The organism is Paraburkholderia aspalathi, assembly GCF_905220735.1.
Classification (GTDB): Bacteria; Pseudomonadota; Gammaproteobacteria; order Burkholderiales; family Burkholderiaceae; genus Paraburkholderia; species Paraburkholderia aspalathi.
The window spans coordinates 126202-152665 of record NZ_CAJNBA010000008.1 but is presented as its reverse complement, the minus strand read 5'-3'; the positions used below and the strand labels follow the sequence as shown (position 1 = coordinate 152665).

Genomic DNA, 26464 nt, shown 5'->3' with positions numbered 1-26464 from the left:
ACGGAAAGTGGTCGCGGAACCGGCAAGGATACCTCACCGGCTCGCGCGACGCTGCGCAACGGCCCCAATGGAATCAGGACCCTGCAGCCTTATACCCGTCACTCAGCGTTTTCATGAACGAGATGATGTCCTGAATGTCCTGATCCGTCATGGCCGGCTGATCCCCGAACTTGCGATCGAACGGCGCATCGGCAACGTCGACATTGGCGTGATACTGCGCCGGCAGATCGTTGTACTTCTGTACCTTGCCCGAAGCATCGCGCGGATAGATTTTCTCGGGCGCCGTGTTGCGCAGGTTGTAGAAGTCCATGACCTGCTTGAGGTCGTGATACACGCCGTTGTGGAAGTACACCTTGCGCTCGGCAACATTGCGCAGGGTTGGCGTCAGGAACATCCCGCAGTACTGCGTCTCCTTCTTCATGTCGTCACGGAACGGCCCGCACACGCCCATATCGAAGAACTTCGGATCCTTGTTGGCCGGAATGGCCGGATTCCGCGGCACGCCAAGCGCCTCGTACTGCGTGTCGGTGAACACCGGCGGCAAGCCATCCTTGCTGGGCTGGCTCAAGTGGCAACCCGCGCAATTAGCCTTGTCCTTATCGTTGAACAACTGCAAGCCATGCAATTCGGCGTGGGTCAGCCGCGCTTTACCTTCGAGCCAGTAATCGTACTTGCTGGTAAAAGCATGAAACGACTGATCTTCGGTTTGATACCGTCCCACTGCGAACATGGCTTCCGAGATCAGCAGGCTCGGATTGTTGACGATGCCCGCTCCGAAGATCTGTTTGAACTGGTCCAGATATTTGGTTTGCAGCAGCTTGCGCGCGACATCCTCTTGCGTCGCGTTGGCCATCTCCACTGGATTCATCAGCGGACCGATTGCCTGGATTTGCAGCGTATCGGCGCGGCCGTCCCAGAACAGGCCGCCCTGCGGCACCATCGCCGGCGCGGCGGGTGCGGCAAGCGCCGTCTTCTGTGCGCGCTGCACGCCGGCGGCCTGTGAGGCCAGTTGGGTCATATCGACGGGCACGTCCGTATCGCCCTGATCCGGCCCGATGCTGAATGGCGCCTGACGGTACAGATACGTCAGCGACGGCGGCGGCCGATAGCCGGCCTGATTCATGTGCGCGCCGCCGAGTTGAACCGGAAACGCGTTATCCGGCGCGTACGAATGCTGTGCCGAGTGGCACGACGCACACGACTGCGTACCCGAGGCCGACAACGTCTGGTCGTAGAAAATCTGTTTGCCGAGCAGCGCAACCGCGCTTAGCGGCGCGTCTTGCGGACCCATCAAATGAACCGGATTGGGATTCGCGCCGGTGATTTCCTCGACGATCGAACCCACTGCGGGCGGCATCCGTTCCGGGTAGACGAGCGCGTACGCGCAAACCACGGCGAGCGCGAGCACGATGCCGACGGCGCTCCACACGAGCAGCCTGAGCCAGGCGCGACGGGTAATGACGGGACCCGGCTCACCGCCGGCAGGCAGATGCGGGGGCAGCACGGCGTCTGAAGGATGATTCATGGCGGTAGTGACAAGTGATTCGATCAGGTGCGACCAAAAAGCAAATCGAGCCAGCACGTTTGCACTGGCTCGACGCCCAACTACAGCTTGATGTGTTTCGTGCTCTTCCTCGTGCTGCGTGTCGCGTCGTCATGCACGAGCCGCGCTCGTACATGACGTGACGGCAGTCGCACCGGAAGGGCAGTCCGCACGTTTGCGGGTCAGCTAGCCGGCGCCGCCGACAGCTTCGTGCCCAGGTTCTCGTCCAGGAACACTGTCGGATTGTTGCCCGAGCCCGAGAAGTTGAACATGTTCATGATGCTGCCTGCCGTTGCATCAAACGAACCACTGCCAATGCGTTGACCGCCGAGCCAGTTGTCTTCGATGAACCTGACCACAGACGCCTGGGTGATCGGCGTATCGTCGACGAAGTTGACCTTCGCCCACGGCGACACCACGATAAACGGCGTACGCGTACCCGGGCCGCAACGGCCGTTCACTGCGCCGCCATTCACGCCCTGCGGTTGCACCGCGCCCGTTGCCGTGCACTGACCCGTGCCGCTCAGGTTGTCGCTGCCGGCGATCGTTGCGCCGCCAGCGGATTGCGCCGTGGTCGAGTCGAACGACGCGCTCGTCGGCGCCTTGTAGCGGTGGTCGTACCAACCGTCCGAATCGTCGTAGGCGATGATCACGGCGGTGTTCTTCCAGTCAGGCTGTTGCTGCAGGAAGTTGATCACCTTCGTGACGAAAGCCTGCTCGTCGATCGGATCCGAGTTGCCCGGGTGGCCGTCGCCGACTGCCGGCGCCTTCAGGAAGCTCACCGACGGATAGTTGCCCGCCTTCACCGCAGTGAAGAAGTCGTCGGTGTCGTACTGGTGGTGAACCGGCGTTGCCGTGTTGTCGAGCGGGTCGGTCGCGCCGATCAGCGCCGTCGACGTCGGACGCGTGTGCTTCAGGTTGGCCGTGCTGGCGTAGTACTGGAACCACGCGTGATGCTGCACGTAGTCGGTCTTGGTCGCGTTCAGGACTTGCGAGAACGTCGAGCGTGCGCAACCGGTCGTGCCGTTGGCATTGGTGGTCGTCAGGTTGAAGCCGCCCATGAAGCCGCCCCACGTCAGGCCCTTCGCGTTAAGCAGGTCGCCGATGTTCTTGGACGTCATCGCACCCGTCACCGTGCTGCCTGCCGCGATCGTGCAGACGTCGCCGGTCGGATCCAGGTCACCGATCATCGTGAAGCCGCCGGCCGAGTCAGGAATCGCATTGGCCGAGGTTCCGCCCGTCACTACGACGCCGTTGTTCTGGCCGGAGATGACTTCGAGTGCGCCAGGCGTCGACGGACCGTACGTGTCCGTGTACGCATTCTGGTTCATCGCAAAGTTCTGCGCGTAGTTCCACATCGCCGTGACCGTGTTGCCGTCGAAGTAACCGAGCACCTGGCCCTTCGTGGCGAACGCGCCGGTGCTGCCGGCGATCGTCGAACCTGCCGCCGTGAACAGCGGGAACGAGTCCATCGCACCGTTGTTATACGCGAGCTGTTCCGCGGCATACGCGTGGTTCTGGCTCGACGTATTGGCTTGCGAACGATCGAGACGGAACGGCAGCAGGTCGGCGGCCGGCAGGCCGAGACCCGCGACCGTCACGGAACCCACCGTGCGGCCCGCCGTGTTCGGCGAGGTCGACAGCGCGTTCGGGTTCGCGGTGATCAGGTTGTTGGTGCTGAGGTTGTTGACCGACGGCGTGCCTGCGGCTGCGGTGAATTGCGGCTCGCCGACCGGGTTGTTGGCCTGCGGGTAGGTTGCGAAGTAGTGGTCGAACGAGACGTTCTCGCCGAAGATCACCACCACGTGTTTGATCGGCGTGGCTGTCGTGACGGCATCCTGCGCGGACACCGTGACTGTCGGTGTCGATGCAGCCGGCGGCGCGGACGCCGTCGAACTCACGCTATTGTTGCCGCAAGCAGCGAGCGTAAGCATCGCGGCCAACGGGATGGGTAAGAGGGTTCTACGGAACATGTGACTGGCTCCAGATTCGACTTCGCCGTTCAGCGTTTCCAGGTAATGCACGTGTGGATGTTCGCTGGGGATATTGTTAGAAATACAGCTGAGGGTCTTACCGCTAGAAACTGGCCGCATTGAAACACCCGCTGATTAAGATTTGAGGGCGCGAACATTACGCCACCTATCGGTTGCCATTCATTTCTATAACTTTTGCTGTCGTTCCGCTTGCGCGGGCCCTGGATGGGAAGGCTGTTGCGGTCTCCATGATTCGCGTGCAGCGGCGCGTTTCTTTCAGCGCCATTCAGAGCGACGGAGAACGACGGATTTTCGCGGCTGCGGCGTTCAAGAAGAAACGCAGCCGCTTCTGGCTTCGGCTCTTATGGGAGAAATCCAACATGACATCGACCAAACCGGTCCGCCCTCTGACTTCCGTGCTCGCTGCGGCGATTACGTGCGCTGCCGCTTTGACGGCGGCGCCTGCCTTTGCGCAGGCGGTGATCGTCGCGCCGATGGCGCCGCCACCGCCGCGCGTCGAAGTGATGCCAGCGCCGCGTTCGGGTTACGTCTGGGATCAGGGCCGCTGGCGTTGGGAGCACGGCCGTTATGTGTGGGTGCCCGGCCACTGGCAGCCGGTGCGTGTCGGCTATCGCTGGGTGCCGGGGCATTGGGTGCAGCGCGGACCAAACTGGCGTTGGGTCGAAGGGCATTGGGCCTGAACGTTGAGCGCCATGGTGCTCTTTGGCTCGCTTTGGAGCCGCATGCCTTGAGCGAACGCGATCCCGATGCGGAATTGCTCGAGGGGGTGGCCCGGCAAGACCCGGCCGCCGTCCGCTCGCTCGTCGCGCGCAAGCTGCCGCGTCTGCTCGCGCTCGCCACGCGCATGCTGGGAGACCGCATGGAAGCGGAAGACGTGGCGCAGGAGGTCTTCGTGCGAATCTGGAAACAGGCTTCGCGCTGGCGCGAAGGCGAGGCGAAGGTCGATACCTGGGTCCATCGTGTCGCGCTCAATCTTTGCTACGACCGTCTGCGCGGCCGCCGCGAAGTCCCGCAAGACGACATGCCTGACGAGATCGACCCCGCTGCGCTGCCCGACGCCGCGCTCGAAGCGCGCGCCCAGGACGAGCGCGTTCGCGAGGCGCTCGCCGCATTGCCGGCACGACAGCGCGAGGCGCTGGTGCTGAATTACTACCAGGAAATGTCGAACATCGGCGCTGCCGCCCTGATGGGCATCACGGTCGATGCGCTGGAAAGTCTGCTGGCACGTGCGCGCCGCAATCTGCGCGCCCAACTGGCCGGCAGCGGCCTTAGCAAGGACAAGTCATGACGCCCGAAAGATTCCATCAGATCGTCGAAGCCTACGGCGCCGATCCGCGCCGCTGGCCGCAACAGGAACGCGCAGCGGCAGAGGTCTGGGCCGCTACGCATCGTGCCGAGGCCGACGTGTTGCTGGCCGACGCGGCCGGCATCGATGCCTTGCTGGCCGCCGACAAGGTCGATCCGCCTCGCGCGGCCTTGCAGCAGCGCATCATCGGCAGCGCACCCGGACGGCGGCCGAGCGCACCACGCCGGAAATTGTGGTGGTCGGGTGCGGCGGTGGCAGGCGTCGGCGTGCTGGGCGGCGTGGCCGGCGCCTTTGCGGTCTCGTTCTTCGTTTTGACGGGGACGGTTCCGCAAGTGCATGAGTCCTCTTATTTAACTTCGAGCTTCGGTGGTTCATCCGCCGATTGGAGCGGCGAATGAACGGCCGGTCATGGAAAATCGTGCTGGTGGCTTCGCTGGTGCTCAACGTGTTTCTGCTGGGCGCGATTGTCGGAGGTGCTTATCAATGGTTTGCGGCGCATGGCGCGACCACCACGGTGCTGGCGCAGCAGCGCACTGCGCTGCGCTTTGCCGCCGAAACGCTGCCGGCCGAGCGTCAGAAGGCTTTCATCGACGGCCTGAAGAATGCGCGCCGCGAGGGCCGGCAATATGCCCGCGATGGCCGCGAAGGGCGTCATGAAGTATTGCGCCTGCTCGCCGCGCCGCAGTTCGATCGCGCGGCACTGGACGCAGCGTTGGCCCGCACGCGTGCGGCCGACAGCAGCTTGCGCGCGCAAGTGGAGGGCAGTGTGGCGGATTTTGCGGCGACGCTGTCGCCCGAAGAGCGCGTCGCATTCGCCGACAGCCTGAAGCTGCGCGGACAATGGCGTGAACCGCAGCCGGCCGCCAATGCGAACAAGCCACCGAAGCCGGCCGCAAGTGAACCTTCGAGTGAAGCGTCGGGCGAATAAAAAATTCTGAACGGCCGCGACGGATTTGAGCGTGGCGGTCGTTTAAAGAATATCCAACGCCGAAGAGGATGGTATGGCCACATCACCGAACCTGAATGCCGCGGCGATTGCGCTGAATCGTTTCGGCCTCGGCGCGCGGGCCGACGATACGCCGCCCGCCGACCCGAAGGGATGGCTGCTCGCGCAGTTCGAGCAATATCAGCCGCGGCCTGCCGCGTGGGCGAGCCAGCCTGATTCGGTGGCGCTGTCGGGCGAGCTCGTACAACAGCGCATGCAGCTGAATCAACTGAATCGGCAGACCCAGCAGAACGTCAATGAAAGCGCAGCCGCCAGTCAGACGAACGCGCAGGTCAGCATGCAAACCAATGGGCCGGCCAACCCGCAAACCATCGGGCAGGGCGCATCAGAACCCGCTGCACAAACTGCTAAGCAAGCCGAACGAAAAGCGCTGCGAGGCGAAATTCTCGACATGTACCGTTCCGCGGTGAACGCGCGGGTCGCAAGCGCGCTGACTACGCAGACGCCTTTCGTCGAGCGGCTGGTTCATTTCTGGGCGAACCACTTCGCGGTGTCGACGGAAAAACCCGGCGTCGCGGCGCTGGCCGGTTCATTCGAAGCGGAAGCGATCCGCCCGCACGTGCTTGGCCGTTTCGAGGACATGCTGGTCGCCGTCGAACGTCATCCGGCCATGCAGTTATTTCTCGATCAGACGCGTTCGGTTGGACCGGACAGCATGGCAGCCATGCGCGCAGCGGAGCGCAATCCGAATGTCAAACGCGGTCTGAATGAGAACCTGGCGCGCGAAATCATGGAGCTGCACACGCTCGGCGTGCGCAGCGGCTATACCCAGGACGACGTCACCGAATTCGCCCGTGCGCTGACCGGCTGGAGCCTCGCCGGCAACCCCGGCAATTCGGGTAACCCGCGCGGGCAGGGTCTGCAGACGAACGCCGCGCCAGGCACTTTCGTGTTTCGCGTCGCGCTGCACGAGCCGGGTTCGCGCACCATCATGGGCCGCCGCTACGACCAGCCGGGAGAAGAGCAGGCGCTGGCGATACTGCACGACCTCGCAAGCTCGCCCGCGACGGCGCAGCACATTGGCGGCAAGCTCGCCCGTCACTTCGTCGCGGATAATCCGCCACCGGCGGTGAGCGAGCGATTGGCGAGTGCATTCGCGCGCAGCGGCGGCGATCTGCCGACCGTGTACCGGACGCTGCTCGACATGCCGCAGGCGTGGTCGCCGGCCGCGGTGAAGTTCAAGACTCCGTGGGAATGGACCATTTCTTCGATGCGCGGGCTCGGCTGGCAGGACATCGGCAACATGCAGACCGCGCCCATCCTGACGCAACTCGGTCAACCAGTGTGGCGCCCAGGTTCGCCTGCGGGCTACGACGACATTGCCGCAAGCTGGGCCGCGCCTGATGCGCTCGTGCGCCGGGTCGAAGTGGCGCAGCGTTTCGCGTCGCGGGTCGGCGACCGGCTCGATGCGCGCTCGCTCGGCCAGACCTTGCTGGCCGGCTCGCTCAGTGCGCCGACTGCCACCGCCGTATCGCGTGCCGAAAGCGCATCGACCGCGATCGCGCTGCTGCTGGTCTCGCCGGATTTTCAACGGAGATGAACGCCATGTTTTCACGCCGCAAATTTTTGAGCGTTGCCGCTGCCGGCGCGGGCGCGATTCTCGTATCGCCGCGAATTGCGTTTGCCAGCGTCGCAACGGATCGCCGCTTCGTGTTCGTGATCCAGCGCGGCGCAGCCGATGGCCTGAACATCGTCGTGCCGTACGCCGAACCCGCCTACGCGACATTGCGCGGTGCGCTTGCGATCGATGCGTCCAAGGCGACCCGTCTCGACGGCACGTTCGCGCTGCATCCTTCAATGGTGCAGACCGCCGCGATGTATGGGGATCGCCAGGCGCTGTTCGTGCACGCAGTGGCATCGCCGTATCGCGACCGCTCGCACTTCGACGGGCAGAACGTGCTGGAGACCGGCGGCACCTCGCCGTATCAGATGAAGGACGGCTGGCTGAACCGGCTCGTTGCATCGATGCCCGCCACGCGCGAGAACGCGATCGCCTTCGCGCCGACCGTGCCGATAGCGCTGCGTGGCAGCGCGGCGGTGACCTCGTACGCGCCCTCGGGGTTGCCGCAGGCGCCTGACGATCTGCTCATGCGGGTCTCGCAGTTGTACGACCAGGATGCGCAATTGCGCCCGCTATGGGAGTCGGCCATGACCGCGCGCGGACTCGCGGGCGACGCCGGAGCGCGTCAGGACCCGGCGAGCCTCGGCAAGCTCGCCGCCGGTTTTCTGTCACGCGACGATGGTCCGCGAATTGCGATGATCGAAACCGGTGGCTGGGACACCCACACGGCGCAAAACGCACGCCTCGCCAATCAGCTGAAAGCGCTTGACACGATGCTGGCCGCGTTGCGTGACGGCATGGGGCCGTTGTGGAGCAAGACTACCGTGGTAGTGGCAACCGAGTTCGGCAGAACCGCCGCCGCCAATGGCACGGGCGGCACCGATCATGGCACCGGCTCGGTGGCGATGATGCTGGGTGGCGCGGTGGCGGGCGGACGTGTGCTCGCCGACTGGCCTGGCCTGAAACCGGGCGACCTTTACGAAGCGCGCGACCTCAAGCCGACGATGTCGCTGGATGCGTTGCTCGCCGGCGCCGCAAGCGAAAGCCTCGGACTCGATCCGCAGCGTACCGCCGCTAGATTGTTTGGCCAGACCGCAGGCATGCACCCTATGACAGGACTCGTGCGCGCATAAGCTGAAAACCGCCAGAACGACAGACAGCGCCGCAAATTGGCTCTTGCGGCGCTATCCATCGTCACTACCCGGCTTTCGTTAATCGTCAATCGTCAGACGCGATCAACCCCCGCCGCCGCCCTGCGTGCCGAGCGTCAGCTTGTTGTTCACCGAGGTCACGCCTGAAACACCCTTGGCTATTTCCTCAGCTTGTGGGATTTGCGCGCCATCGGGCACCGTGCCAGTCAACGTCACCGCGCCGCCGCGCGCCCGGACAAACACGTTCGACACATCAAAACCCTGTGCCTTTCCCAAAGCCTTGCGCACGGCCAGACCCAACTTGCGGTCCGTGCTCTTCATCGCTTTCGAATTCGGAGCCGGCGCCGCCATGGTGCCAGACGCCATCGCGTCGCTCGATTGGGCATAGGCGCTGGACGCAGTCGCCACACACAATGCGATGCCGAGCGCCTTCAATAGATTGACTGTTTTCACGTTTTCTCCATTCCTCGAAAAGTTGATTTCGCATCGTTGCATGCAAAAAACATGCGCCTGCAAGCACTTTTCCGCCCGCGTGGGGCCTCCGGTCTTGTAGAAGAGTGACGTCGTGAAGCTCCCGGCGCGCTTAAACAATACTCCAGCAAACGCGCGAGCGTTGAAAAAACTGACCTGGCCGCCCGTCGCCCGATTCGCCTATCATGACGGCTTCGATCATCCAGGGCGTACCGCAGATGTCTGATGGCGTACAGGAACAACTACACGAAACACGCACGGAAGCCGCTGCATCGTCGATCGATTATGGCCTGTGGGCACTGACCTTCAGCTATGTACTGAGTCAGTTTTTCCGTAGTTATATCGCTGTGATTTCCACCCAGCTGATCGGCGATTTTCATTTCTCGCCGCAGATGTTCGGCTGGTTCGCGGGCTCGTTCTTCCTCGTGTTCGCCATCGCGCAACTGCCGGTCGGTGTCATGTTCGACCGCTACGGCGTGCGCGGCCCGACCGCGTTGTTGATGGGCATCGGCGCTGCATGCGCCGGCATTCTTTCGATGACGACGAACGCAACCGTGGCGCTCGTCGCGCAAGCCGGCATCGGACTGGGTTGCGCGCCGATCTTTATGGGGTTGCTCAACTACGTGCTGCATTCCGGCCACGGCACGCGCAATGTGCGTGCTGTCACGACGGCGAGTGCGATCGGCATGGCGGGCGCATTGCTGGCCGCGTTTCCGCTGAGCCGAGCGACGGCCAGCTTCGGCTGGCGGCCGGTCATGGTTACCGCTGCGCTGGCTATGCTATGCGCGACGCTTGGCGTCGTATGTTTCGTGCGCCGGCGCGATGCGGCCGCGCATGAGCAAAGCCTCGCTGCATCGCAACACGCGGCAGGCGGAGTGAAACGGCGCACCGGTTTCTGGACCTTGATGCCGGCCTGCCTCGCGCTTTCGGTCGGCAGCACGTTCCGTACGTCATGGGGTGGGCCGTATCTCGCCGACGTGTACGGCTTCGACGTCATCGCGCGCGGCAATGCGATGACCGTCACCAGCGTGATCGGGATCGCCGCATCTTTCTGTATTCCGGTGGTCGTGCGGTTCTGCGCGCCCAAGCTTATCTCGTTGCTGTGGCTGATTGCCGGCGTGCTGGCGGCACTGGTGCTCGCGGTCAGCCCGGACGGCAACTGGGGCGTCAGTGTCGCGTTGATCTGCGTGTTGTTCTCGGTCGGCTCGATCCATCCGCTCGTGATGTCGCAAGCGCGCGCCATCATTGCACCGCGCCGGCTCGGGCTCGGTCTGGGCTTGCTCAATAGCCTCGTTTTTCTCGGCGTGGCGCTGACCAGCAGTTGTTTCGGCTGGATCGCGGGTGTCGCAAAACAGGCGCATCTATCGAACGCGGGGATCTATTCGGCGCTGTTCTCCGTGACCGTCGTGCCGCTTGCAATCGGCGCCGTCATTTATTTCTTCAGCCCGGTGGTTGCTGCGCCGAAAGAAGAAGTCTGAGCGGTTTTTTGCATTTGTCTATAATTCCGCAGCCCGGATCACCCCGTTCCGGACTATGGTTTGTCCTTCAGATGGTGCCGTTTCGCGGGAGCGTGTTTCATTTTGAGCAAAACCAATCACAGTCCGATCGATCATCCGGTCGAGGACCCGAGCGCGGGAGACGGTGAGCAGACACCCGCTGCATCCGCCGGCGCGAATTCGGTTCTCGCGAGCCGGACGGCGCACGAGGCGCATAAGGACGACCGGCATTTCGTCACGGCACTCGCGCGCGGGCTCGAGGTGCTGGCGTGTTTTCGCTCAGGCGACAAATCGCTGAGCAATCAGGAACTCGCATTGCGCTGCAAGCTGCCGAAATCGACCGTATCGCGTCTGACTCACACGCTGACGCTGCTCGGCTATCTGATTCATTTGAAAGAGAGCGGCAAGTACCGGCTCGGCACGGCTTCGCTCGCGCTGGGCAGCGCGATGCTGGCGCGGCTCGATGTCCGCAAGATTGCCCGGCCGGTGATGCAGGAATTGGCCGATATCGTCGGCGCAACTGTGTCGTTGGGTACGCGCGACCGGCTCTCGATGATCTACGTGGAAAATTGCCGGGCCTCGGTGGCGCTCACGCTGACGCTGGAAGTCGGTTCGCGTATTCCGGTCGCCACGTCGGCGATTGGCCGCGCGTGGCTCGCGGCGATCCCTGAACACGACCGTCTCAGCTTTATGGAGCAGGTGCGTGAGCTCGATCACGTCCAGTGGCCGAAAACACGCCGCGGCATCGAGAATGCGCTCGAAGATTACCGCACGCTCGGCGTGACGACTTCGTTCGGGGACTGGCAGAAAGAGGTGAACGGCATCGCGCGTGCTTTCCAGCCGGGTGGCGAGCTGCCGATCATGGCGATCAATGTCGGCGGACCTTCGTTCAAACTCTCCAAAGAGTTCCTGCTCGAAGAAGTGCGGCCGCGTCTGATCGACGTGGTGACGCAGCTGGAAGTCGCGTTGTCGCATTGAGCGGAGTCAGGCGGTATCAAGCGGCGTCGATAGCCGCATCGAACGCCGCGTTGAAGCCGCACTGAGCGGCAGCGTTTAGAACCACTGAGGCGCCATGCTGAGCGTCGTATCGTCGAGACTGCGCAGCGTGGCAAGCATCAGCGAGACGCGCGGCAATTCCCAATGGAAGAACCACTGGCACGCATGCAGCTTGCCGCGATAGAAGTCACGGTCGGCTTCACTCTTCGCTTCAGGTAACGCGGCGCTCGCAACGATCGCCTGCCGCAACCACGTCCATGCAATCACGATATGCCCGAACGCTTCGAGAAAAGCATTCGCGTTGGCGAGCGCACGTTCGCTTTCGCTGGCGAGCGTAGGCAATAACGCTTCAACCGTGCCGGTCAATTCGCTCCATGCCTGGACGAGTGAATCGGCATACGCTTGCAGTGCCGGATGAGCGCGAGCCGATTCGACGCTGCGCTGTATTTCACGCCCTAACAGCTTAAGCGCCGCACCCTGTTTCATCACGACTTTGCGGCCGAGTAGATCGATCGCCTGGATACCGTGCGTGCCTTCGTGAATCATATTCAGGCGATTGTCACGGTAGAACTGCTCGACCGGATATTCGCGCGTATAGCCGTAACCGCCGTGAATCTGGATCGCCAGACTGTTCGCTTCGAGGCACCACTGTGAAGGCCACGACTTCACCACCGGCGTCAGCAGATCGAGCAGCAGGCCCGCTTCGGCGCGTGCAGTGTCGCCTTCACCGGTGTTCTGTTCGTCGACGAGGCGCGCCGCGTACAGGCACAGCGCGTACGCACCTTCCACATACGCCTTTTGGGCGAGCAGCATGCGGCGCACATCGGCGTGTTCGATCAACGGCAATTGCGGATCGAGCGGATTCTTGTTATCCGGGCGACGTCCTTGCGGCCGTTCGCGTGCGTAATCGAGCGACGCCAGATAGCCGCGATAGCCGAGCATGACCGCGCCGAGACCGACGCCGATGCGTGCCTCGTTCATCATGTGGAACATATACGCGAGGCCGTGATGCGGTTCGCCCACCAGTTCACCAATGCATTCGCCGCGTTCGCCGAACGACAGCATCGTCGACGTGGTGCCACGCCAGCCCATCTTGTGAATCAAGCCCGCGAGCGCAACGTCGTTGCGCGCACCGCGGCTGCCGTCGTCATTCACGTGGAATTTCGGCACCGTGAAGAGCGAGATGCCTTTGACGCCTGGGGGCCCGCCGGGAATTCGCGCCAGCACCAGGTGAACGATGTTCTCGCTCAGCTCGTGATCGCCGCCCGAAATGAAAATCTTGTTGCCGCGGATCGAATAGGTGCCGTCTTCGTTAGGCGTTGCACTGGTGACGAGATCCGAGAGGCTCGAGCCCGCTTGCGGCTCGGTCAGCGCCATCGTGCCGAACGCGCGGCCTTCGAATAGAGCCTGCAGATACTTGCGCTTCTGCGCGGCGCTGCCGAAGCGCTCGATCACGTTCGCATTCGCCGTGGTCAGCATCGCGTAAGACGAGGTGGCGATGTTGGCGCTCTTGAAGAGCGACAGGCATGCAAAGGAAATCACCGAGGGCAACTGCATGCCGCCCCATTCGTAATCTTTGCCTGCAGCAAGAAAACCGGCAGAGCGGAACGCGTCGAGTGCGTCTTTGACCTCGGTGAGGATCGTGACGCGTTGACCGTCGAATTGCGGTTCTTGCTCGTCCGAAAGACGGTTGTGCGGCGCGAACTTGTCGGCGGCGACCGCATGAGCGGTTTCGAGCGCCGCATTGAAGGTCTCGCGAGTGTGGTCGGCGTGGCGTGCGCGCTGCGTGAGCGTCTCGGCCTCGAGCACTTCGAACAACTGGAATTCCAGATCACGCGAGTTGATGATCAGCGCATCTTGCATGGGAGAAGACCCGTCCAAAGGTGAGCCGCTATGCAGAACAACTACGCGACAAGCGCGGAAACCCACGAAATCGCATAGACGCGGCTCGATTGAAAAGTGCGGTATTCGGGTAAGTCCCGATGACCGGCCCATCGACGATGCGTGTCAGTTTAAATCAAAAGTGAATGAGCGTGCTTTTATTTACAGGCTGAATTTCGGCACGTATGATGGTCAGCAAATCTGGAATAGAAGTCTGCATTGCAGAACAACTTGGAGGAGCGTCGTAATGTCTGTGAAAGACCTGTTTCAACTGGACGGCAAGGTTGCACTGATCACCGGGGGCTCGCGCGGGCTGGGCTTGCAAATGGCCGAGGCATTAGGAGAAATGGGCTGCCGCGTGGCGATCACCGCGCGTAAGGCCAATGAGCTCGCCGAAGCGAAAACGCATCTGCAAAGCCGGGGTATCGAGGTGCAGACCATCGTCAACGATCTGCAGCGCTTCGAGGGTATCCCCGGTCTCGTGGATGAAGTGCTCGGCTTGCATGGCAGCATCGACATTCTAGTGAACAACGCAGGCGCGACGTGGGGCGCACCGGCCGAAGATTACCCCGATGAAGCGTGGCACAAGGTGATGAACCTGAATGTTCATGCGCCGTTTTTCGTCGCTCGTGAAGTCGGCAAGCGCAGCATGATTCCGCGTCGTGCGGGCAAGATCATCAACATCGCGTCGGTGGCGGGGTTGAAGGGTTCGCCGCCGGGCATGAACACGATTGCGTACAACACCTCCAAGGCCGCGGCGATCAATTTCACGCGGGCGCTTGCGGCGGAATGGGGCAAGTACAACATCAACGTCAACGCGATCTGCCCGGGATTTTTCCCTTCGAAGATGTCGGCGGGCTTGCTCGACAAGCTCGAAGACACCGTCATTTCGCGCACGCCGTTGCAGCGCCTCGGCGGTGATGAGGATCTCAAAGGCCCGGTCGTGTTCCTCGCGAGTGAAGCGTCGCGTCATATCACGGGACAGTATTTCGCGGTGGATGGCGGCTCGATCATTGTTTGATCGAGTGGTCTTCAGACGCAGCGCGCTGGCAAGGGCGCGCTGCGTCTACGTATAGAAACAGCTTTGCATGGGACCGGAGTAAGCGCTAAAGCGCCAACTCCGGTCGACAGGAGACGCCGCATGAATTTTCAGCACTCGGACAAGGTCAAGAGTTTGCAGCAGCGCCTGAACGCTTTCATGGACGAGCACGTGTGTCCAGCGGAGGCGGTTTTCGAAGCGCAGATGGACGCCGCACGTGAATCCGGCAACCGCTGGCAGCCCGCGCCGGTGATCGAGGAATTGAAACAGAAAGCGAAAGCCGTGGGTTTGTGGAACCTGTTCCTGCCCGAGTCGAAATACGGCGCGGGGCTCACCAACCTCGAATACGCACCGCTGTGCGAAATCATGGGGCGCTCGCATATCGGCGCGGAGCCGTTCAACTGCTCGGCGCCGGACACTGGCAACATGGAAACGCTGGTGCGTTACGCAACACCGGAGCAGCAACAACAATGGCTGCTGCCACTGCTCGACGGCTCGATCCGCTCGGCCTTTGCGATGACGGAGCCGGAAGTGGCGTCGTCAGACGCAACCAATATCGAGGCGCGCATTGAACGCGACGGGAACGATTACATTCTGAACGGCCGCAAATGGTGGACCTCGGGCGCGAACGATCCGCGCTGCAAGGTCCTCATCTTTATGGGCAAGTCCAGCCCGGACCACACCAACCGGCATCAGCAGCAGTCGATGATTCTGGTGCCGATGGACACGCCGGGCGTGAAAGTACTGCGTCATCTGCCGGTATTCGGCTATGACGACGCCCCGCATGGTCACGCCGAAATCTCCTTTGAAAATGTACGTGTGCCGGCCAGCAACATGCTGCTCGGCGAGGGCCGCGGCTTCGAGATCGCGCAAGGGCGGCTCGGACCCGGCCGTATTCACCACTGCATGCGTTTGATCGGACGCGCCGAGCGCGCGCTCGAAGCGATGTGCCGCCGCTCGCTGGAACGCGTAGCGTTTGGCAAACCGATCGCGGACCAGGGCGTCACCCGCGAGCGGATCGCGAACGCACGCATCATGATCGACCAGACGCGGTTTCTGGTGCTGAACGCCGCGCACAAGATGGACACGGTCGGCAACAAGGACGCGCGTCAGGAGATCGCCATGATCAAGGTGGCTGCGCCCAGCATGGCATGCCAGGTGATCGACTGGGCGATGCAGGTGCATGGTGGCGGCGCGGTCAGCGACGACTTCGGCCTCGCTCGCGCGTATGCGAGTTCGCGCACGCTGCGTTTCGCGGACGGCCCTGACGAAGTGCACCGTAACGCCATTGCGAAGATGGAGCTTGGACGTCATCTCGGGCATTCATCAAGCAACTGAGTCCCTTGATTGCCATGACGCATTAACCCGCCGCGTCCTTCACGCGGCGGATGTGAACGAAGCGCGCACCATCCGTGTGAAACGCGCACAGACAGTAAAGGCAGGAGACGCCTATGAACGAACGCCATCACCCGAATTGGCCGCCGCAAGTGCCATTGCATCTGACGCTGCCCGAGACCAATATTTTCTATAACGCCGAGGTGTCGGCGGCGCGTTTTCCCAACAAACCGTTCATCGTCTTCTACGACACGGCGGTTACGTTCGGCGAGTTCAAGGACGAAACCGAGCGTATCGCGGGATTCCTTCAGCAGGAATGCCACGTCAAGGCGGGCGACCGCGTGCTGCTTTACATGCAGAACAGCCCGCAATGGATCATCGCTTACTATGGGATCCTGCGTGCGAACGCCGTCGTGGTGCCGGTCAATCCGATGAACATGAGCGGTGAGCTGGCGCATTACGTCGAGGACAGCGAGGCGACCACGATCATTGCGCCGCAATGCCTGTTCGCGAACGTCGAGCCGCTGATCGGCAAGGGGCCGGGGAAGGGCATCGAGCACGTGATCGTCGCGACGTATAGCGATTATCTGAAGCGGCCATCGCCGATTCCCGTGCCGGAGTTCGTGGCCGCGCCGCGCAAGACCTTCAATATTCCCGGCGTCACGTCCTGGCGCGAGGCGCTCGAACGGCATATCGCGCCGGGTCCGCTTACCACCGGTCCGGACGATCTGTGCGTGATGCCATACACGTCCGGCACCACCGGCAAGCCGAAGGGCTGCATGCATACGCACCGCAGCGTGATGAGCACGCTGCTCGGCGGCTGCGTCTGGTTCTCTGCGCCGCCGGACGGTGTGTATCTATCGATATTGCCGTTCTTTCACGTGACCGGCATGCAAGGCGGCATGAACAGCGCGGTCTTCTCCGGGGCAACAATTATCGTGTTGCCGCGCTGGGATCGCGAAGCTGCGGCGCTATGCATGCAGAAATATCGCGTGACCGCATGGCAGTCGATCACGGCGATGATGGTCGATTTTCTGTCGAACCCGAAGCTTGGCGAATACGATCTGTCGAGCCTGACGGGCGCACGCGGCGGCGGCGCGGCAATGCCGGACGCGATTGCCAGAAAGCTCAAGTCGCTGACAGGGCTCGATTATGTCGAAGGCTATGGCATGTCGGAGACGATTGCCGGCACGCACATCAACCCCCCGCATCGGCCGAAGCCGCAGTGCCTGGGCATTCCCGTATTCGACGTGGACTCGCGCGTGATTGATCCGGTCACGCTGCAGGAACTACCGCAAGGCGAAACCGGCGAGATCATCGTGAACGCGCCGCAGGTGATGCAAGGCTACTGGCGCAATCCCAAGGCGACTGAAGAAGCGTTTATCGAACTCGACGGCAAGCGCTTTCTGCGTACTGGCGACCTCGGTCATATCGACGAGGACGGCTATTTCTTTATGACCGATCGCCTCAAGCGCATGATCAATGCTTCGGGCTATAAGGTGTGGCCAGCGGAAGTCGAGGCGCTTATGTACCGGCATCCCGCGATCCAGGAGGTGTGCGTGATCGGCGTGAAGGACGCGAAGCGCGGCGAAACGGTCAAGGCGCTGGTGGTGCCCGCCGCGGCGGAAGCCGGCACGATCACCGAGCAGGCGATTATCGACTGGGCGCACGATCAGATGGCCTCTTACAAGGCGCCGCGCATTGTCGAGTTCGTGACGTCGCTGCCCAAGTCGGGCAGCGGCAAAATTCTGTGGCGCAAGTTGCAGGAAGAGGACGCGGCACGCACGGCCGCGGCGAGTGAAAACAACGGTGGCAAAGGAGGCGCCTCGTCATGACATGGCTCGAAGCGTTAGTGGACGAACCGTTCGTCTGCATCACCGACATGCTGCGCCGCTTCGCCAAAGAACGCGGTGAGCACGCGGCATTGATCTGCGACGGCGAGGTCGTGACTTATGCCGCGCTTGACGCACGAGTCGATCGTTTTGCCGCCGCATTGCAGCGCGACGGTATCAAGCCTTGCGACGCGATTGCGTTATGCGCGGCCGCCTCGGTGGAATACGCTGTGGTGTTTCTCGGCGGCCTGCGGGCAGGGGCGGCGGTCGCGCCGCTCGCGCCGTCGTCGAGCGCGGCGAGTCTCGTCAGCATGATCGGCAACTCGGGTGCGCGGCTGTTGTTTCTCGATGCCGACGTCAAGCGTTTGCTCGAACCGGTGGCTGCAGAGATCAGCGCAATCCCCATCGCGCTAGATGCGCACGCAGGCAGCACCCCGCTTGAAGCGTGGCTCGCGCCCAAGGGCGCAACGCCTGAAGCGGTCACGATCAATCCGGCGTGGCCATTCAACATCATCTATTCGTCTGGCACCACGGGTACGCCGAAAGGCATCGTGCAGTCGCACGGCATGCGCTGGGCTTATGCGGTGCGCAGCATCGAACGCGGCTATGGCCCAGATGCCACGACGCTCATCTCCACGCCGTTGTATTCGAACACGACGCTCGTAAGTTTCATGCCGACGCTGACATTCGGCGGCACAGTCGTGTTGATGCCGAAATTCGACGCCACACGCTATCTCGAGTTGGCGCAACAGTACCGCGTCACACACACCATGCTGGTGCCGGTCCAGTATCAACGTTTGATGGCGCATCCGGATTTCGACCGTTACGACCTTTCCAGCTTCCGGGCCAAGTTCTGCACCAGCGCGCCGTTCGCGGCGAGCGTGAAGGCGGACGTGGTGCGCCGCTGGCCGGGCAAGCTCACTGAGTACTACGGCATGACCGAAGGCGGTGGCTCGTGTCAGCTGGAGGCCAACGAATGTCCCACCAAGCTGCATACGGTCGGCAAACCGATCGAAGGTCACGACATCCGTCTGATCGACGAGCTCGGCAACGAGGTCGCAGCGGGCGAGGTGGGCGAGATCGTCGGCCATTCGCCCGCGATGATGACCGGCTACTACCGTCAACCGGAGAAGACTGCCGAGGCGGAGTGGTATGACCCGAGCGGCAAGCGCTTCATCCGAACTGGTGACATGGGCCGCTTCGACGCAGACGGATTCTTGACGCTGCTCGATCGCAAGAAGGACATGATCATTTCGGGCGGCTTCAACGTTTATCCGAGTGACCTCGAGGCTGAACTGTGCTCGCACCCGGATGTCGCGGATGTGGCCGTGGTGGGTGCGCAGTCGGAGCAATGGGGCGAGACGCCGGTTGCGTTCGTGGTGCTTCGCCCGGGTGCGCCGAGCGACGCCGACACGCTGCTGGCCTGGGTCAACGCGCGGCTCGGCAAGATGCAGCGGCTCTCCGCGTTGACCTTTGTCGACGCGTTGCCGCGCAGTCCGATCGGCAAGGTGCTGAAACGGGAATTGCGCGAGCAGTACTATCCCGCCGCGCGTTAGCACAGCGTATAGAGACATCTGAATACACCTGGCTGGATAGACCCACTCTCACCAACTGGCAATGGGACAAGGCATGAACAATTTTGAAGGCAAGGTAGCGGTAATCACCGGTGCGGGCTCCGGATTCGGCCGTGAGTTCGCACGGCTCGGCACGAAGCTGGGCATGCGCCTCGTACTCGCCGACGTACAACAGGATGCACTCGACGAAACCTTCGCCGAGGTGAGCGCGGCCGGCGCGCAAGCCATCGCGCGTCGCGTCGATGTCGCGAAGGGCGAGGAAATCGACGCGCTGGCCCGCGCTACGCTCGACGCCTTCGGTGGCGTCCATCTGGTGTTCAACAATGCGGGCGTAGGCGGCAGCGGCGGTCTCGTATGGGAGAACACCGAACGCGACTGGCAATGGCTGCTCGGTGTCAACCTGTGGGGCGTCATTCACGGCGTGCGGGCGTTCACACCGCTGATGCTCGAGGCCGCTAGACGCGATCCGGGCTATCGCGGGCATATCGTCAACACGGCGTCGATGGCGGGCATGCTTAATCCGCCCATGATGGGTCCATACAACGTGTCGAAACATGCGGTGGTGTCGTTGACCGAGTCGCTGTATCAGGATCTTTCGCTGGTCACGCAGCAGGTGGCGTGCTCGGTGCTGTGCCCGTACTTCGTGCCGACGGGTATTGCGAAGGCGCATCGCAACCGCCCGTCCGAACTGGACAACGACACGCCTCCGACCTTATCGCAACGCGTATCGCGCGCAATGAGCGAGAAGGCGGTGAGTTCGGGGAAGGTGAGTGCCGAAACCGTCGCGGGCATGGTGTTCGATGCGATCCGCGACGAGCAGTTCTATATCTTCTCGCATCCGCATGCGCTAGCCGCAGTGAAAACGCGCGCCGAGGATATCGTGACGCCGCGCAATCCGACCGATCCGTTTGCCGAGCGGCCCGATGTGCGTGTTCAGATTATCGAGGCGTTGAAGGGGTAATCCGAACTGGAAATGCGCAAAGCGCCGTGGAAACCACGGCGCTTTTTTTACGCCCATATCAGACCGTCACGTCGTCACTTCGCCGCTGTCAGCGAACTCAACACCGCCGACTTCAACTGTCCACCCTGAACCACTGCCGCAACCGGATTACCGATCACAAAGCCACCGTGGTCGTCGACACCCGTCACACTCTGCGGATTGGCCTGTGGCGGCAGCGCCTTTACGGCTTTATCGAACTGATTGCGGATCGCGGTCGCATCACTGACGCTGCCGGCCAGCTTCATCGCGAGTGCCGTTGCGTAGACCGCGGTGTAGTTCAGCGATACTTCCTGGCTCGGATCACGCCCAGCGTGGGTCTTGCGGAAGCGCTCCACAAACGCTTTAGCGTTCGGCGTATCGTCGTTGGCCAGCGGCAACACCCCGATCGCGCCGTTCAAGGGTGCATAGCCGCCGGTCACCTTGGCCACTTCGTCGAGCTTGGCCTGATCCATCACAATGAAGCCGCCCTTGAAACCCAGTTCGCGTGCCTGCTGCGCAATCAAGCCGGTCGGCTCGGACGGGCCGCCGATAAACATCACATCCGGTTTGGCGGCCAGCACACGGCTCACACCGCTGTAGAAATCGGTGGCGCGGTTATACGACATCGAATTGTCCGCGACGATCGTGCCGCCGGCTGCTTCCCATGCGGGCTTGAATGCGGCGACCCAGACCTTGCCGTAGTCGGTATCGGTGGCGGCGAGTGCGACCTTCTTGCCGTACGTCGCCATTTCGTACTTGATGAACGCGTTCAGATACGACGTGAACGCGGGCGGAATGCGCACCGTGAGCTTGTTGCCGCGCTCGCTGATCTGCGGCACGCTGGTGTATGAGAGCAGCAGTAGTTTCTGTTGCTCATTGCTGGTTTGCACGGCGAAGCCACCGCCCGAATGCGGCACGAGCACCACAGCTGCCTGCTGTTCCTGCGCAAGACGCCGGGCGTTGATGGCGGTTTCGGCGGGGTTGTACTTGTCGTCGAGCGGCACGATTTCGAGCTTGATCTTCTTGCCGGCCACTTCGATGCCGGCCTGATTGACGTCGGCCGCGGCCATCTGCATGCCTTCGAGCACTTCCTGGCCGTACTTCGCCGCGCCCCCGCTCAACGGACCGGAGTAGCCGATATGCACCACCTGCTGCGCCATCGCGGCGCCCGTGCCCAGCAGCGCAGTCGTGGCGACCGCCGCAACTACTCCAGCGCGTCCGCACAAGCGTTTGATCGTCATACGTGTCTCCTTTGGGATTGTTCGAATATGGCCCGACGCTCATGGTCACATTTATGGCCATGCGTCAGGCGGTGCATCAAATCCGTTCAGCCGCCGACGTAAGCGCGCCGGATCGCTTCGTTGTTCATCAGACTCGCGTGATCGCCTTCGAGCACGATGCGGCCGTTCTCGATCACATAGGCACGGTGCGCGATCTTCAACGCCGCAAACGCGTTCTGTTCGGCGAGCAGCACCGTCGTCCCCGCGCGATTGATCTGCTGGATCACCTCGAACACCTGCTTGACCACCAGCGGCGCGAGACCGAGCGACGGTTCGTCGAGCAGCAACACCTTGGGGCGGGCCATCATCGCGCGGCCGATCGCCACCATCTGCTGCTGCCCGCCGGACAACGAGCCGGCCGCATGATCCTTGCGTTCCGCGAGAAGCGGAAAGAGCGCGAATACCTGATCGAGATTGCGTTGATTGCCGGCCTTGTCGCCGCGATGCACATAGGCGCCGAGCGTGAGGTTCTTCAGCACCGACATGCCTGGGAACAGCTTGCGGCCCTCAGGGCACTGAATCACGCCGTTGCGCACGATCTGTGCGGGCGTCATGCCGAGCAGCTCGCGCGTTCCGAGGCGCAGGCTGCCGCTCGTGGCGCGGCGCAGGCCGCTCGTCGCGAGAAAGATCGAGCTCTTGCCCGCGCCGTTGGCGCCGAGCAGCACGACCAGTTCGCCGTCGTCCGCGTGCAGCGTGATGCCGTCCAGCGCGCGGAAACTGCCGTAATCGAGCGTGACGTTCTCAAACCTCAGCATGTTCGCTCCCCAGATAGGCATCGATCACGGCCGGGTTGGCGCGAATCTCGGCAGGCGTGCCCTCGGCGATTTTCTTGCCGTAGTTCAGCACCATGATGCGATCGGCGAGCTTCATGATCATGTTCATCTTGTGTTCCACCAGGCACACCGTCACACCGTGTTTCACCAGCTTGCGGATCAGTTCGGAGAGGCCTTCGGTCTCTTCGGGATTGACGCCGCCGGCGGGTTCGTCGAGCAGCATCAGGCTCGGTTCGGTGGCGAGCGCGAGCGCCACGGCGGCACGCTTGCGCTCTTCCTGCGAGATGTCGCCGGCCATCCGTTCCGCAATCGCCGACAGTCCGACGAAATCCAGGGCCTCGCGCGCTTTCTCGCGGCAGATGCGTTCTTCCTGCTTGAGCCGGGCTGAATGCGTCAGCACGTCCCACAGCCCCGAGCGCGTACGCAGCCGGTGGCCAACGATCAGGTTGTCGAGCACGCTGGCCCGGTCGAACAGCGCAGTGGATTGAAATGTGCGCGCAATGCCGAGGCGCGCCATCTGATCGGCGGCCAGCTTTGTCACGTCCTGGCCTTTGAAGCGGATGCGTCCCGAACTCGGCAGATGGGTGCCGCTGATCAGATTGAAGAAGGTGGTCTTACCCGCGCCGTTCGGCCCGATGATTGCATTGATCTTGCCGGCTTCGATATGCGTGCTGACGTCGTCGACCGCGACGAGACCGCCGAAGCGTTTGCTGAGCGAGTCGATTTCAAGCATGACGGTCTCCGCGTGTGGGCTGCGATTGATGCGAGACAACATCGCTCTTCGGCGTTGCCAGTTTCGCGCGCTGGCTCTTTCTCGCCCTATACAAACCGACGATCCCATTCGGCAAAAAGATCACCAGCAAAATGAGGATCGGGCCGAACACCACGAAGCGGTACGCCTGCAAAAACTGCAGATACTGTGTGAGCCAGGGTATGGCGAGCGCGCCGAGCAGCGGGCCGGCGAGGGTGCCGATGCCGCCCACCAGCATGTACATGGTCATGTCGAAGGTATGCTCGACGCCGGCCAGATCCGGTCCGAGAAAGCGCACAGAACCCGCATAGAGTCCACCCGCAAGCCCGGCATAGACGACCGACAGCACGAAGGCCAGCACCTTGTTGCGCATCAGGTTGATACCGAGCGACTGCGCGAGGCCATCGCTATTGCGGATCGCCATGAAGGTTCGGCCGAGCAGCGAGTCGACGATGCGATGCATCAGCCACACGCCGAGCACCAGAAAGGCGAACACCAGGTAATAGAGCGGCCGCGGATTTTCAAACGAGACGATGCCGAAGCCCGAAGGCGCCGGGATACCGACGATGTCCGAGACACCATGCGTAAGGCTGTCCCATTTCTCGATGACGAGAAACATGATGTAGCCCACGCACAGCGTAAAAATAGAAAAGTAGTGGCCGCGCAGACGCAGCGAAACAAGGCCGACCAGCGCACCCAGTATCGCGACGACGACGCCCGACGCAATGAACGCGATCCAGAACGGCACCTGATGATCGACCGTGAGAATGCCCACTGTGTACGCGCCCACCGCCATGAAGCTGCCGTGCGCGAGATTGAATTGCCCCGTATAGCCGGTGATCAGATTCAACCCGACGGTGGCCAGCGCGAAGACGTACGCGGTGGACATCACGGTAAGCATGTAGTCGTTGGTGGCCAGAAACGGAAACACGAGACCGAGCACGAACAGCAGTGTCCAGCCCAGCTTGCCCTCGAATAATTTCATGACCGGTTTCACGATGCGCGCAGTTCCCTGGTGAACAGTCCTTGAGGACGAACCGACAGAATCACCACCAGCAGCACGAAGGCGATGATGTCCTTGTAGTCGGTCGAAATGTAGAAGGCGCCGAAGCTCTCCGCCATGCCGATGATCAGCCCGCCGACGATCGCACCCGGCACGCTGCCCATGCCGCCGAGAATGATGATCACGAAGGCCTTCAGGATCACCAGTTGGCCCATCGCCGGATAGACGAGGTTGATCGGCGCGTACAGCGTCGCGGCCACGGCGGCGAGAAGGCCGGAGATGCCGAAAGTCAGCATCGTCACCTTGTTGGCGTCGATGCCCATCAGCGACGCGCCTTCGCGGTCCTGCGCCATCGCGATGATGCTCGAGCCGATCACCGTGTATTTGAGGAAGAGTTGCAGCAGCACCACCAACGCGAACGCGGCGCCGATGATCAAAAGGCGCTGCACCGGCGCGGTCACGCCGCCCAGGTCGACGATCCCGGTGTAGGGCGTGGCCATACGATGAAAGTCCGCGCCCCAGATCGCCTGCGCACCGGCTTCGAGAAATAGCAGGAGGCCGATCGCGGCGATCATGGGATGCAATTCGGAAGATTTGCGCAACGGATGGAACACCAGCCGTTCAGCGAGGATCGCGAGTAGGGCGACCGCGAGGCCGGAGCCGATCATTGCGAGCCAGTAGTTCCAGCCGAGCCGGCTCATCAGGTAGAACGAGACGAACGCGCCGACCATGTAGAACGCGCCGTGAGCGAAATTCGGCACGGCGAGAATGCCGTAGACCAGCGTGAGTCCGAGTGCGACGAGGCTGTAGATGCCGCCCAGCGTCAAGCCGTTGAGAAGCTGCTGCAAAAACATGTCCACGCTTTGACACCCTCCAACGGAGGCGCGCTGTGCAATCGTTACCCTTGCCGCAGGGAACGCATCGCCGCACGCCTGACTACGGACGGGACAACAGCCGCCTTCTCGAATCCGGCGACCGTTATCGACGGTTGTCGACGCTTAAAACACGCTCGCATCGGCGCAAACTGGAAATGGTGATGTGTGGCGGCGTTAGAGAAATTTGGCACGGGCGTTCGCTTTGCGTCAATAAGTTTTTCCATTTGATTGTTCTGCATTGCAGATTATTAGGGAAGTCACTTAGATAGCGCGCATCAAGTCGCCCATTCGCATGATCCGGCGCGCCGCTTGCACGGTACGCCGGTATCTCGCGTTCTGAGGCGGTTAGAACATGTGCCGCATGCCGATGTTCACGCCGGCCGTTGTGCCGGTTACTTCGTTCAGTGCATTGTTGACGGACAGTCCGGTGTGCATGGCACCGTGGTTAGTCACGAAGCCGGCTTGCCCATACACCACGGTGGCCTTCGAGAGGGAATAGTCGATCCCGGTGGACGCCAGTATCGAGTTGTTCGACGAGTTGTTCCCGTCGCGCGTGACCCACACGCCCGCGTCGACGTTCAACGCCGGTGTGATGCGATAGCTGGCGCCGCCCGAATAGACGCGATCGTTGAACGAGCCGGCCACCTTGTACTGCACGTAGGACGCCTTCACGGTCAGGTTGTTGAACACGTAGCTTGCGCCGATTGCACGGCCGTCGAATTCGACCACGCTCGGAATCGCGATCGATGCAGCGCTGCCGCCGGCGTTGCCGCTATAGAGCGCGGCATCGATGGTCAGCGTGCCCAGGTGGTAGCGCAGGCTTGCCGAGTACTGCCGTCCCGCCTGAAAGTCTCCCGCTGTGCCGCCTAGCGCCATCATCGCGCTGCCTTGCAAGCCGGCGATTTCCGGCGACGTGTACGAAATGCCGTTCGGATTGAACAGGCCGGTCACATAGACGTTGTTGAGATAGGTGATGAGACCGCTGCCGAAGTACGACATCTCACGCGGATCGAAGTCGTACACCGCTAGGAAGAAGGGCGAGAACTGCAAACCGGCCTTGACCGTGCCGTAGCGGCTGTCCACGCCGACCCACGCCTGCCGCCCGAACGCGTTGCCGTTCGAATTGCTGAACGCGCCGCTGGCGATGCTGATACCGCTTTCGAGTTCGAAGATCGCACGCATGCTGCCTCCGAGATCTTCCGCGCCACGCAAGCCGAAGCGCGAACCGGAGAGGCCGCTGTCGGTGAACGAGTATTGACGGCCGGCGTTCTGACCGGTGGTCGCGTTAAGCGTTTTGTTGGTGTAGAGGATCGAGCCGTCGACGATACCGTACAGCGTGACACTGCTTTGCGCATGGGCGCTCTGGGCCGTGCCCAGGGCGCATGCGCCCACTAATCCAAGAATGGCTCCAATTCGATTGCGATGACTTGCCGGCATGCTTCGTGTCTCCTTGTTTATTGGAATCAATTGAACTGGCGAAGTAATGCTTGTGCTGCAAGATTCTGGCGATCTGTTGCGCGATACGATTTCAACAGGCGATAAAGAGCCCTCGCGATCTGATAAGGGATGCGAAATTTTGGATCTGCTAGTAGGCGTCTCGAGTCCGGTTGCCGGCTGG

The 26464-nt window shown here is 62.2% G+C and carries 23 protein-coding genes; 13 read left to right on the top strand and 10 right to left on the bottom strand.

The features are described 5' to 3' along the window. Positions 1-73: 73 nt before the first annotated feature. Both KHO30_RS33130 and KHO30_RS33125 read right to left on the bottom strand, forming a co-directional pair. Positions 74-1525, bottom strand: a complete 1452-nt coding sequence (locus tag KHO30_RS33130; protein WP_211703453.1) for a cytochrome-c peroxidase — start codon at positions 1523-1525, stop codon at positions 74-76. Positions 1526-1725: 200 nt separating this feature from the next. After that, positions 1726-3516, bottom strand: coding sequence for a phospholipase C (locus KHO30_RS33125; RefSeq protein WP_200652801.1), 1791 nt, complete (start codon positions 3514-3516; stop codon positions 1726-1728). A gap of 380 nt (positions 3517-3896) precedes the next feature. Between KHO30_RS33125 and KHO30_RS33120 the strand changes: the two genes are divergently transcribed. From KHO30_RS33120 to KHO30_RS33095, 6 genes are all read left to right on the top strand, one after another. Next, the gene (locus tag KHO30_RS33120) at positions 3897-4217 is read left to right on the top strand and encodes a YXWGXW repeat-containing protein (protein ID WP_093644580.1); all 321 of its coding nucleotides are present in this window, start codon (positions 3897-3899) and stop codon (positions 4215-4217) included. A gap of 47 nt (positions 4218-4264) precedes the next feature. After that, complete coding sequence (locus KHO30_RS33115) at positions 4265-4825, top strand: RNA polymerase sigma factor (protein WP_211703452.1); 561 nt, start codon at positions 4265-4267, stop codon at positions 4823-4825. Next, positions 4822-5241, top strand: a complete 420-nt coding sequence (locus KHO30_RS33110) for a hypothetical protein (protein WP_211703451.1) — start codon at positions 4822-4824, stop codon at positions 5239-5241. Before KHO30_RS33115 ends, KHO30_RS33110 begins: the two co-directional genes overlap by 4 nt. After that, positions 5238-5771, top strand: coding sequence for a periplasmic heavy metal sensor (locus KHO30_RS33105; RefSeq protein ID WP_200621109.1), 534 nt, complete (start codon positions 5238-5240; stop codon positions 5769-5771). The genes KHO30_RS33110 and KHO30_RS33105 overlap by 4 nt, the downstream gene beginning before the upstream one ends. A 73-nt stretch (positions 5772-5844) precedes the next feature. Beyond that, on the top strand, positions 5845-7389 hold the full coding sequence (locus KHO30_RS33100) for a DUF1800 domain-containing protein (protein WP_211703450.1): 1545 nt from the start codon (positions 5845-5847) through the stop codon (positions 7387-7389). Positions 7390-7394: 5 nt separating this feature from the next. Beyond that, positions 7395-8543 carry a DUF1501 domain-containing protein gene (locus KHO30_RS33095; protein ID WP_211703449.1) on the top strand — a complete coding sequence of 383 codons (1149 nt, stop codon included), beginning with the start codon at positions 7395-7397 and terminating at the stop codon, positions 8541-8543. A gap of 102 nt (positions 8544-8645) precedes the next feature. Here KHO30_RS33095 and KHO30_RS33090 read toward each other — a convergent pair whose 3' ends face one another. Further along, positions 8646-9014 (bottom strand): BON domain-containing protein, encoded by a 369-nt coding sequence (locus KHO30_RS33090; RefSeq protein ID WP_093644505.1) that lies wholly within the window; start codon positions 9012-9014, stop codon positions 8646-8648. Between the two features lie 203 nt (positions 9015-9217). On the opposite strand from KHO30_RS33090, the gene KHO30_RS33085 reads away from it, so the two are divergent. Together KHO30_RS33085 and KHO30_RS33080 are read left to right on the top strand one after the other, a co-directional pair. Then, positions 9218-10510 (top strand): MFS transporter, encoded by a 1293-nt coding sequence (locus KHO30_RS33085; RefSeq protein WP_211703448.1) that lies wholly within the window; start codon positions 9218-9220, stop codon positions 10508-10510. A gap of 102 nt (positions 10511-10612) precedes the next feature. Continuing rightward, a complete protein-coding gene (locus KHO30_RS33080; protein ID WP_244864192.1) occupies positions 10613-11506 on the top strand; it encodes an IclR family transcriptional regulator in 894 nt (297 codons plus the stop codon). A gap of 75 nt (positions 11507-11581) precedes the next feature. Here KHO30_RS33080 and KHO30_RS33075 read toward each other — a convergent pair whose 3' ends face one another. Next, positions 11582-13387 carry an acyl-CoA dehydrogenase gene (locus KHO30_RS33075; protein WP_211703447.1) on the bottom strand — a complete coding sequence of 602 codons (1806 nt, stop codon included), beginning with the start codon at positions 13385-13387 and terminating at the stop codon, positions 11582-11584. 265 nt (positions 13388-13652) lie between these two features. Between KHO30_RS33075 and KHO30_RS33070 the strand changes: the two genes are divergently transcribed. From KHO30_RS33070 to KHO30_RS33050, 5 genes are all read left to right on the top strand, one after another. Then, positions 13653-14426, top strand: a complete 774-nt coding sequence (locus KHO30_RS33070) for an SDR family oxidoreductase (RefSeq protein ID WP_200621103.1) — start codon at positions 13653-13655, stop codon at positions 14424-14426. A gap of 120 nt (positions 14427-14546) precedes the next feature. Continuing rightward, the gene (locus tag KHO30_RS33065) at positions 14547-15782 is read left to right on the top strand and encodes an acyl-CoA dehydrogenase family protein (protein WP_211703446.1); all 1236 of its coding nucleotides are present in this window, start codon (positions 14547-14549) and stop codon (positions 15780-15782) included. 113 nt (positions 15783-15895) lie between these two features. Beyond that, positions 15896-17614 carry a long-chain fatty acid--CoA ligase gene (locus KHO30_RS33060; RefSeq protein WP_093644493.1) on the top strand — a complete coding sequence of 573 codons (1719 nt, stop codon included), beginning with the start codon at positions 15896-15898 and terminating at the stop codon, positions 17612-17614. Beyond that, positions 17611-19167, top strand: coding sequence for a class I adenylate-forming enzyme family protein (locus KHO30_RS33055; protein WP_211703445.1), 1557 nt, complete (start codon positions 17611-17613; stop codon positions 19165-19167). Before KHO30_RS33060 ends, KHO30_RS33055 begins: the two co-directional genes overlap by 4 nt. Before the next feature lie 73 nt (positions 19168-19240). Continuing rightward, complete coding sequence (locus tag KHO30_RS33050) at positions 19241-20146, top strand: SDR family oxidoreductase (RefSeq protein WP_211703444.1); 906 nt, start codon at positions 19241-19243, stop codon at positions 20144-20146. A 74-nt stretch (positions 20147-20220) separates the two neighbouring features. Here the strand turns inward: KHO30_RS33050 and KHO30_RS33045 are convergent, their stop codons facing one another. From KHO30_RS33045 to KHO30_RS33020, 6 genes are all read right to left on the bottom strand, one after another. Beyond that, positions 20221-21405, bottom strand: coding sequence for an ABC transporter substrate-binding protein (locus tag KHO30_RS33045; RefSeq protein ID WP_211703443.1), 1185 nt, complete (start codon positions 21403-21405; stop codon positions 20221-20223). An 86-nt stretch (positions 21406-21491) separates the two neighbouring features. After that, positions 21492-22199, bottom strand: coding sequence for an ABC transporter ATP-binding protein (locus tag KHO30_RS33040; RefSeq protein WP_211703442.1), 708 nt, complete (start codon positions 22197-22199; stop codon positions 21492-21494). Continuing rightward, complete coding sequence (locus KHO30_RS33035) at positions 22186-22950, bottom strand: ABC transporter ATP-binding protein (RefSeq protein ID WP_093644572.1); 765 nt, start codon at positions 22948-22950, stop codon at positions 22186-22188. Before KHO30_RS33035 ends, KHO30_RS33040 begins: the two co-directional genes overlap by 14 nt. Continuing rightward, positions 22943-23953, bottom strand: coding sequence for a branched-chain amino acid ABC transporter permease (locus tag KHO30_RS33030; RefSeq protein ID WP_211703441.1), 1011 nt, complete (start codon positions 23951-23953; stop codon positions 22943-22945). The genes KHO30_RS33035 and KHO30_RS33030 overlap by 8 nt, the downstream gene beginning before the upstream one ends. Positions 23954-23961: 8 nt before the next feature. Next, positions 23962-24825 (bottom strand): branched-chain amino acid ABC transporter permease, encoded by an 864-nt coding sequence (locus tag KHO30_RS33025; RefSeq protein ID WP_408313746.1) that lies wholly within the window; start codon positions 24823-24825, stop codon positions 23962-23964. Positions 24826-25191: 366 nt separating this feature from the next. Beyond that, positions 25192-26283 carry a porin gene (locus tag KHO30_RS33020; RefSeq protein WP_211703439.1) on the bottom strand — a complete coding sequence of 364 codons (1092 nt, stop codon included), beginning with the start codon at positions 26281-26283 and terminating at the stop codon, positions 25192-25194. Between the last annotated feature and the right edge of the window lie 181 nt (positions 26284-26464).

Coding starts and splice junctions, on each gene's coding strand:
- KHO30_RS33095 (WP_211703449.1), top strand. CDS start 7,395: ATGTTTTCACGCCGCAAATTTTTGAGCGTTGCCGCTGCCGGCGCGGGC.
- KHO30_RS33110 (WP_211703451.1), top strand. CDS start 4,822: ATGACGCCCGAAAGATTCCATCAGATCGTCGAAGCCTACGGCGCCGAT.
- KHO30_RS33035 (WP_093644572.1), bottom strand. CDS start 22,950: ATGCTTGAAATCGACTCGCTCAGCAAACGCTTCGGCGGTCTCGTCGCG.
- KHO30_RS33050 (WP_211703444.1), top strand. CDS start 19,241: ATGAACAATTTTGAAGGCAAGGTAGCGGTAATCACCGGTGCGGGCTCC.
- KHO30_RS33040 (WP_211703442.1), bottom strand. CDS start 22,199: ATGCTGAGGTTTGAGAACGTCACGCTCGATTACGGCAGTTTCCGCGCG.
- KHO30_RS33105 (WP_200621109.1), top strand. CDS start 5,238: ATGAACGGCCGGTCATGGAAAATCGTGCTGGTGGCTTCGCTGGTGCTC.
- KHO30_RS33125 (WP_200652801.1), bottom strand. CDS start 3,516: ATGTTCCGTAGAACCCTCTTACCCATCCCGTTGGCCGCGATGCTTACG.
- KHO30_RS33025 (WP_408313746.1), bottom strand. CDS start 24,825: ATGTTTTTGCAGCAGCTTCTCAACGGCTTGACGCTGGGCGGCATCTAC.
- KHO30_RS33060 (WP_093644493.1), top strand. CDS start 15,896: ATGAACGAACGCCATCACCCGAATTGGCCGCCGCAAGTGCCATTGCAT.
- KHO30_RS33055 (WP_211703445.1), top strand. CDS start 17,611: ATGACATGGCTCGAAGCGTTAGTGGACGAACCGTTCGTCTGCATCACC.
- KHO30_RS33120 (WP_093644580.1), top strand. CDS start 3,897: ATGACATCGACCAAACCGGTCCGCCCTCTGACTTCCGTGCTCGCTGCG.
- KHO30_RS33085 (WP_211703448.1), top strand. CDS start 9,218: ATGACGGCTTCGATCATCCAGGGCGTACCGCAGATGTCTGATGGCGTA.
- KHO30_RS33020 (WP_211703439.1), bottom strand. CDS start 26,283: ATGCCGGCAAGTCATCGCAATCGAATTGGAGCCATTCTTGGATTAGTG.
- KHO30_RS33030 (WP_211703441.1), bottom strand. CDS start 23,953: ATGAAATTATTCGAGGGCAAGCTGGGCTGGACACTGCTGTTCGTGCTC.
- KHO30_RS33070 (WP_200621103.1), top strand. CDS start 13,653: ATGTCTGTGAAAGACCTGTTTCAACTGGACGGCAAGGTTGCACTGATC.
- KHO30_RS33075 (WP_211703447.1), bottom strand. CDS start 13,387: ATGCAAGATGCGCTGATCATCAACTCGCGTGATCTGGAATTCCAGTTG.
- KHO30_RS33130 (WP_211703453.1), bottom strand. CDS start 1,525: ATGAATCATCCTTCAGACGCCGTGCTGCCCCCGCATCTGCCTGCCGGC.
- KHO30_RS33100 (WP_211703450.1), top strand. CDS start 5,845: ATGGCCACATCACCGAACCTGAATGCCGCGGCGATTGCGCTGAATCGT.
- KHO30_RS33065 (WP_211703446.1), top strand. CDS start 14,547: ATGAATTTTCAGCACTCGGACAAGGTCAAGAGTTTGCAGCAGCGCCTG.
- KHO30_RS33045 (WP_211703443.1), bottom strand. CDS start 21,405: ATGACGATCAAACGCTTGTGCGGACGCGCTGGAGTAGTTGCGGCGGTC.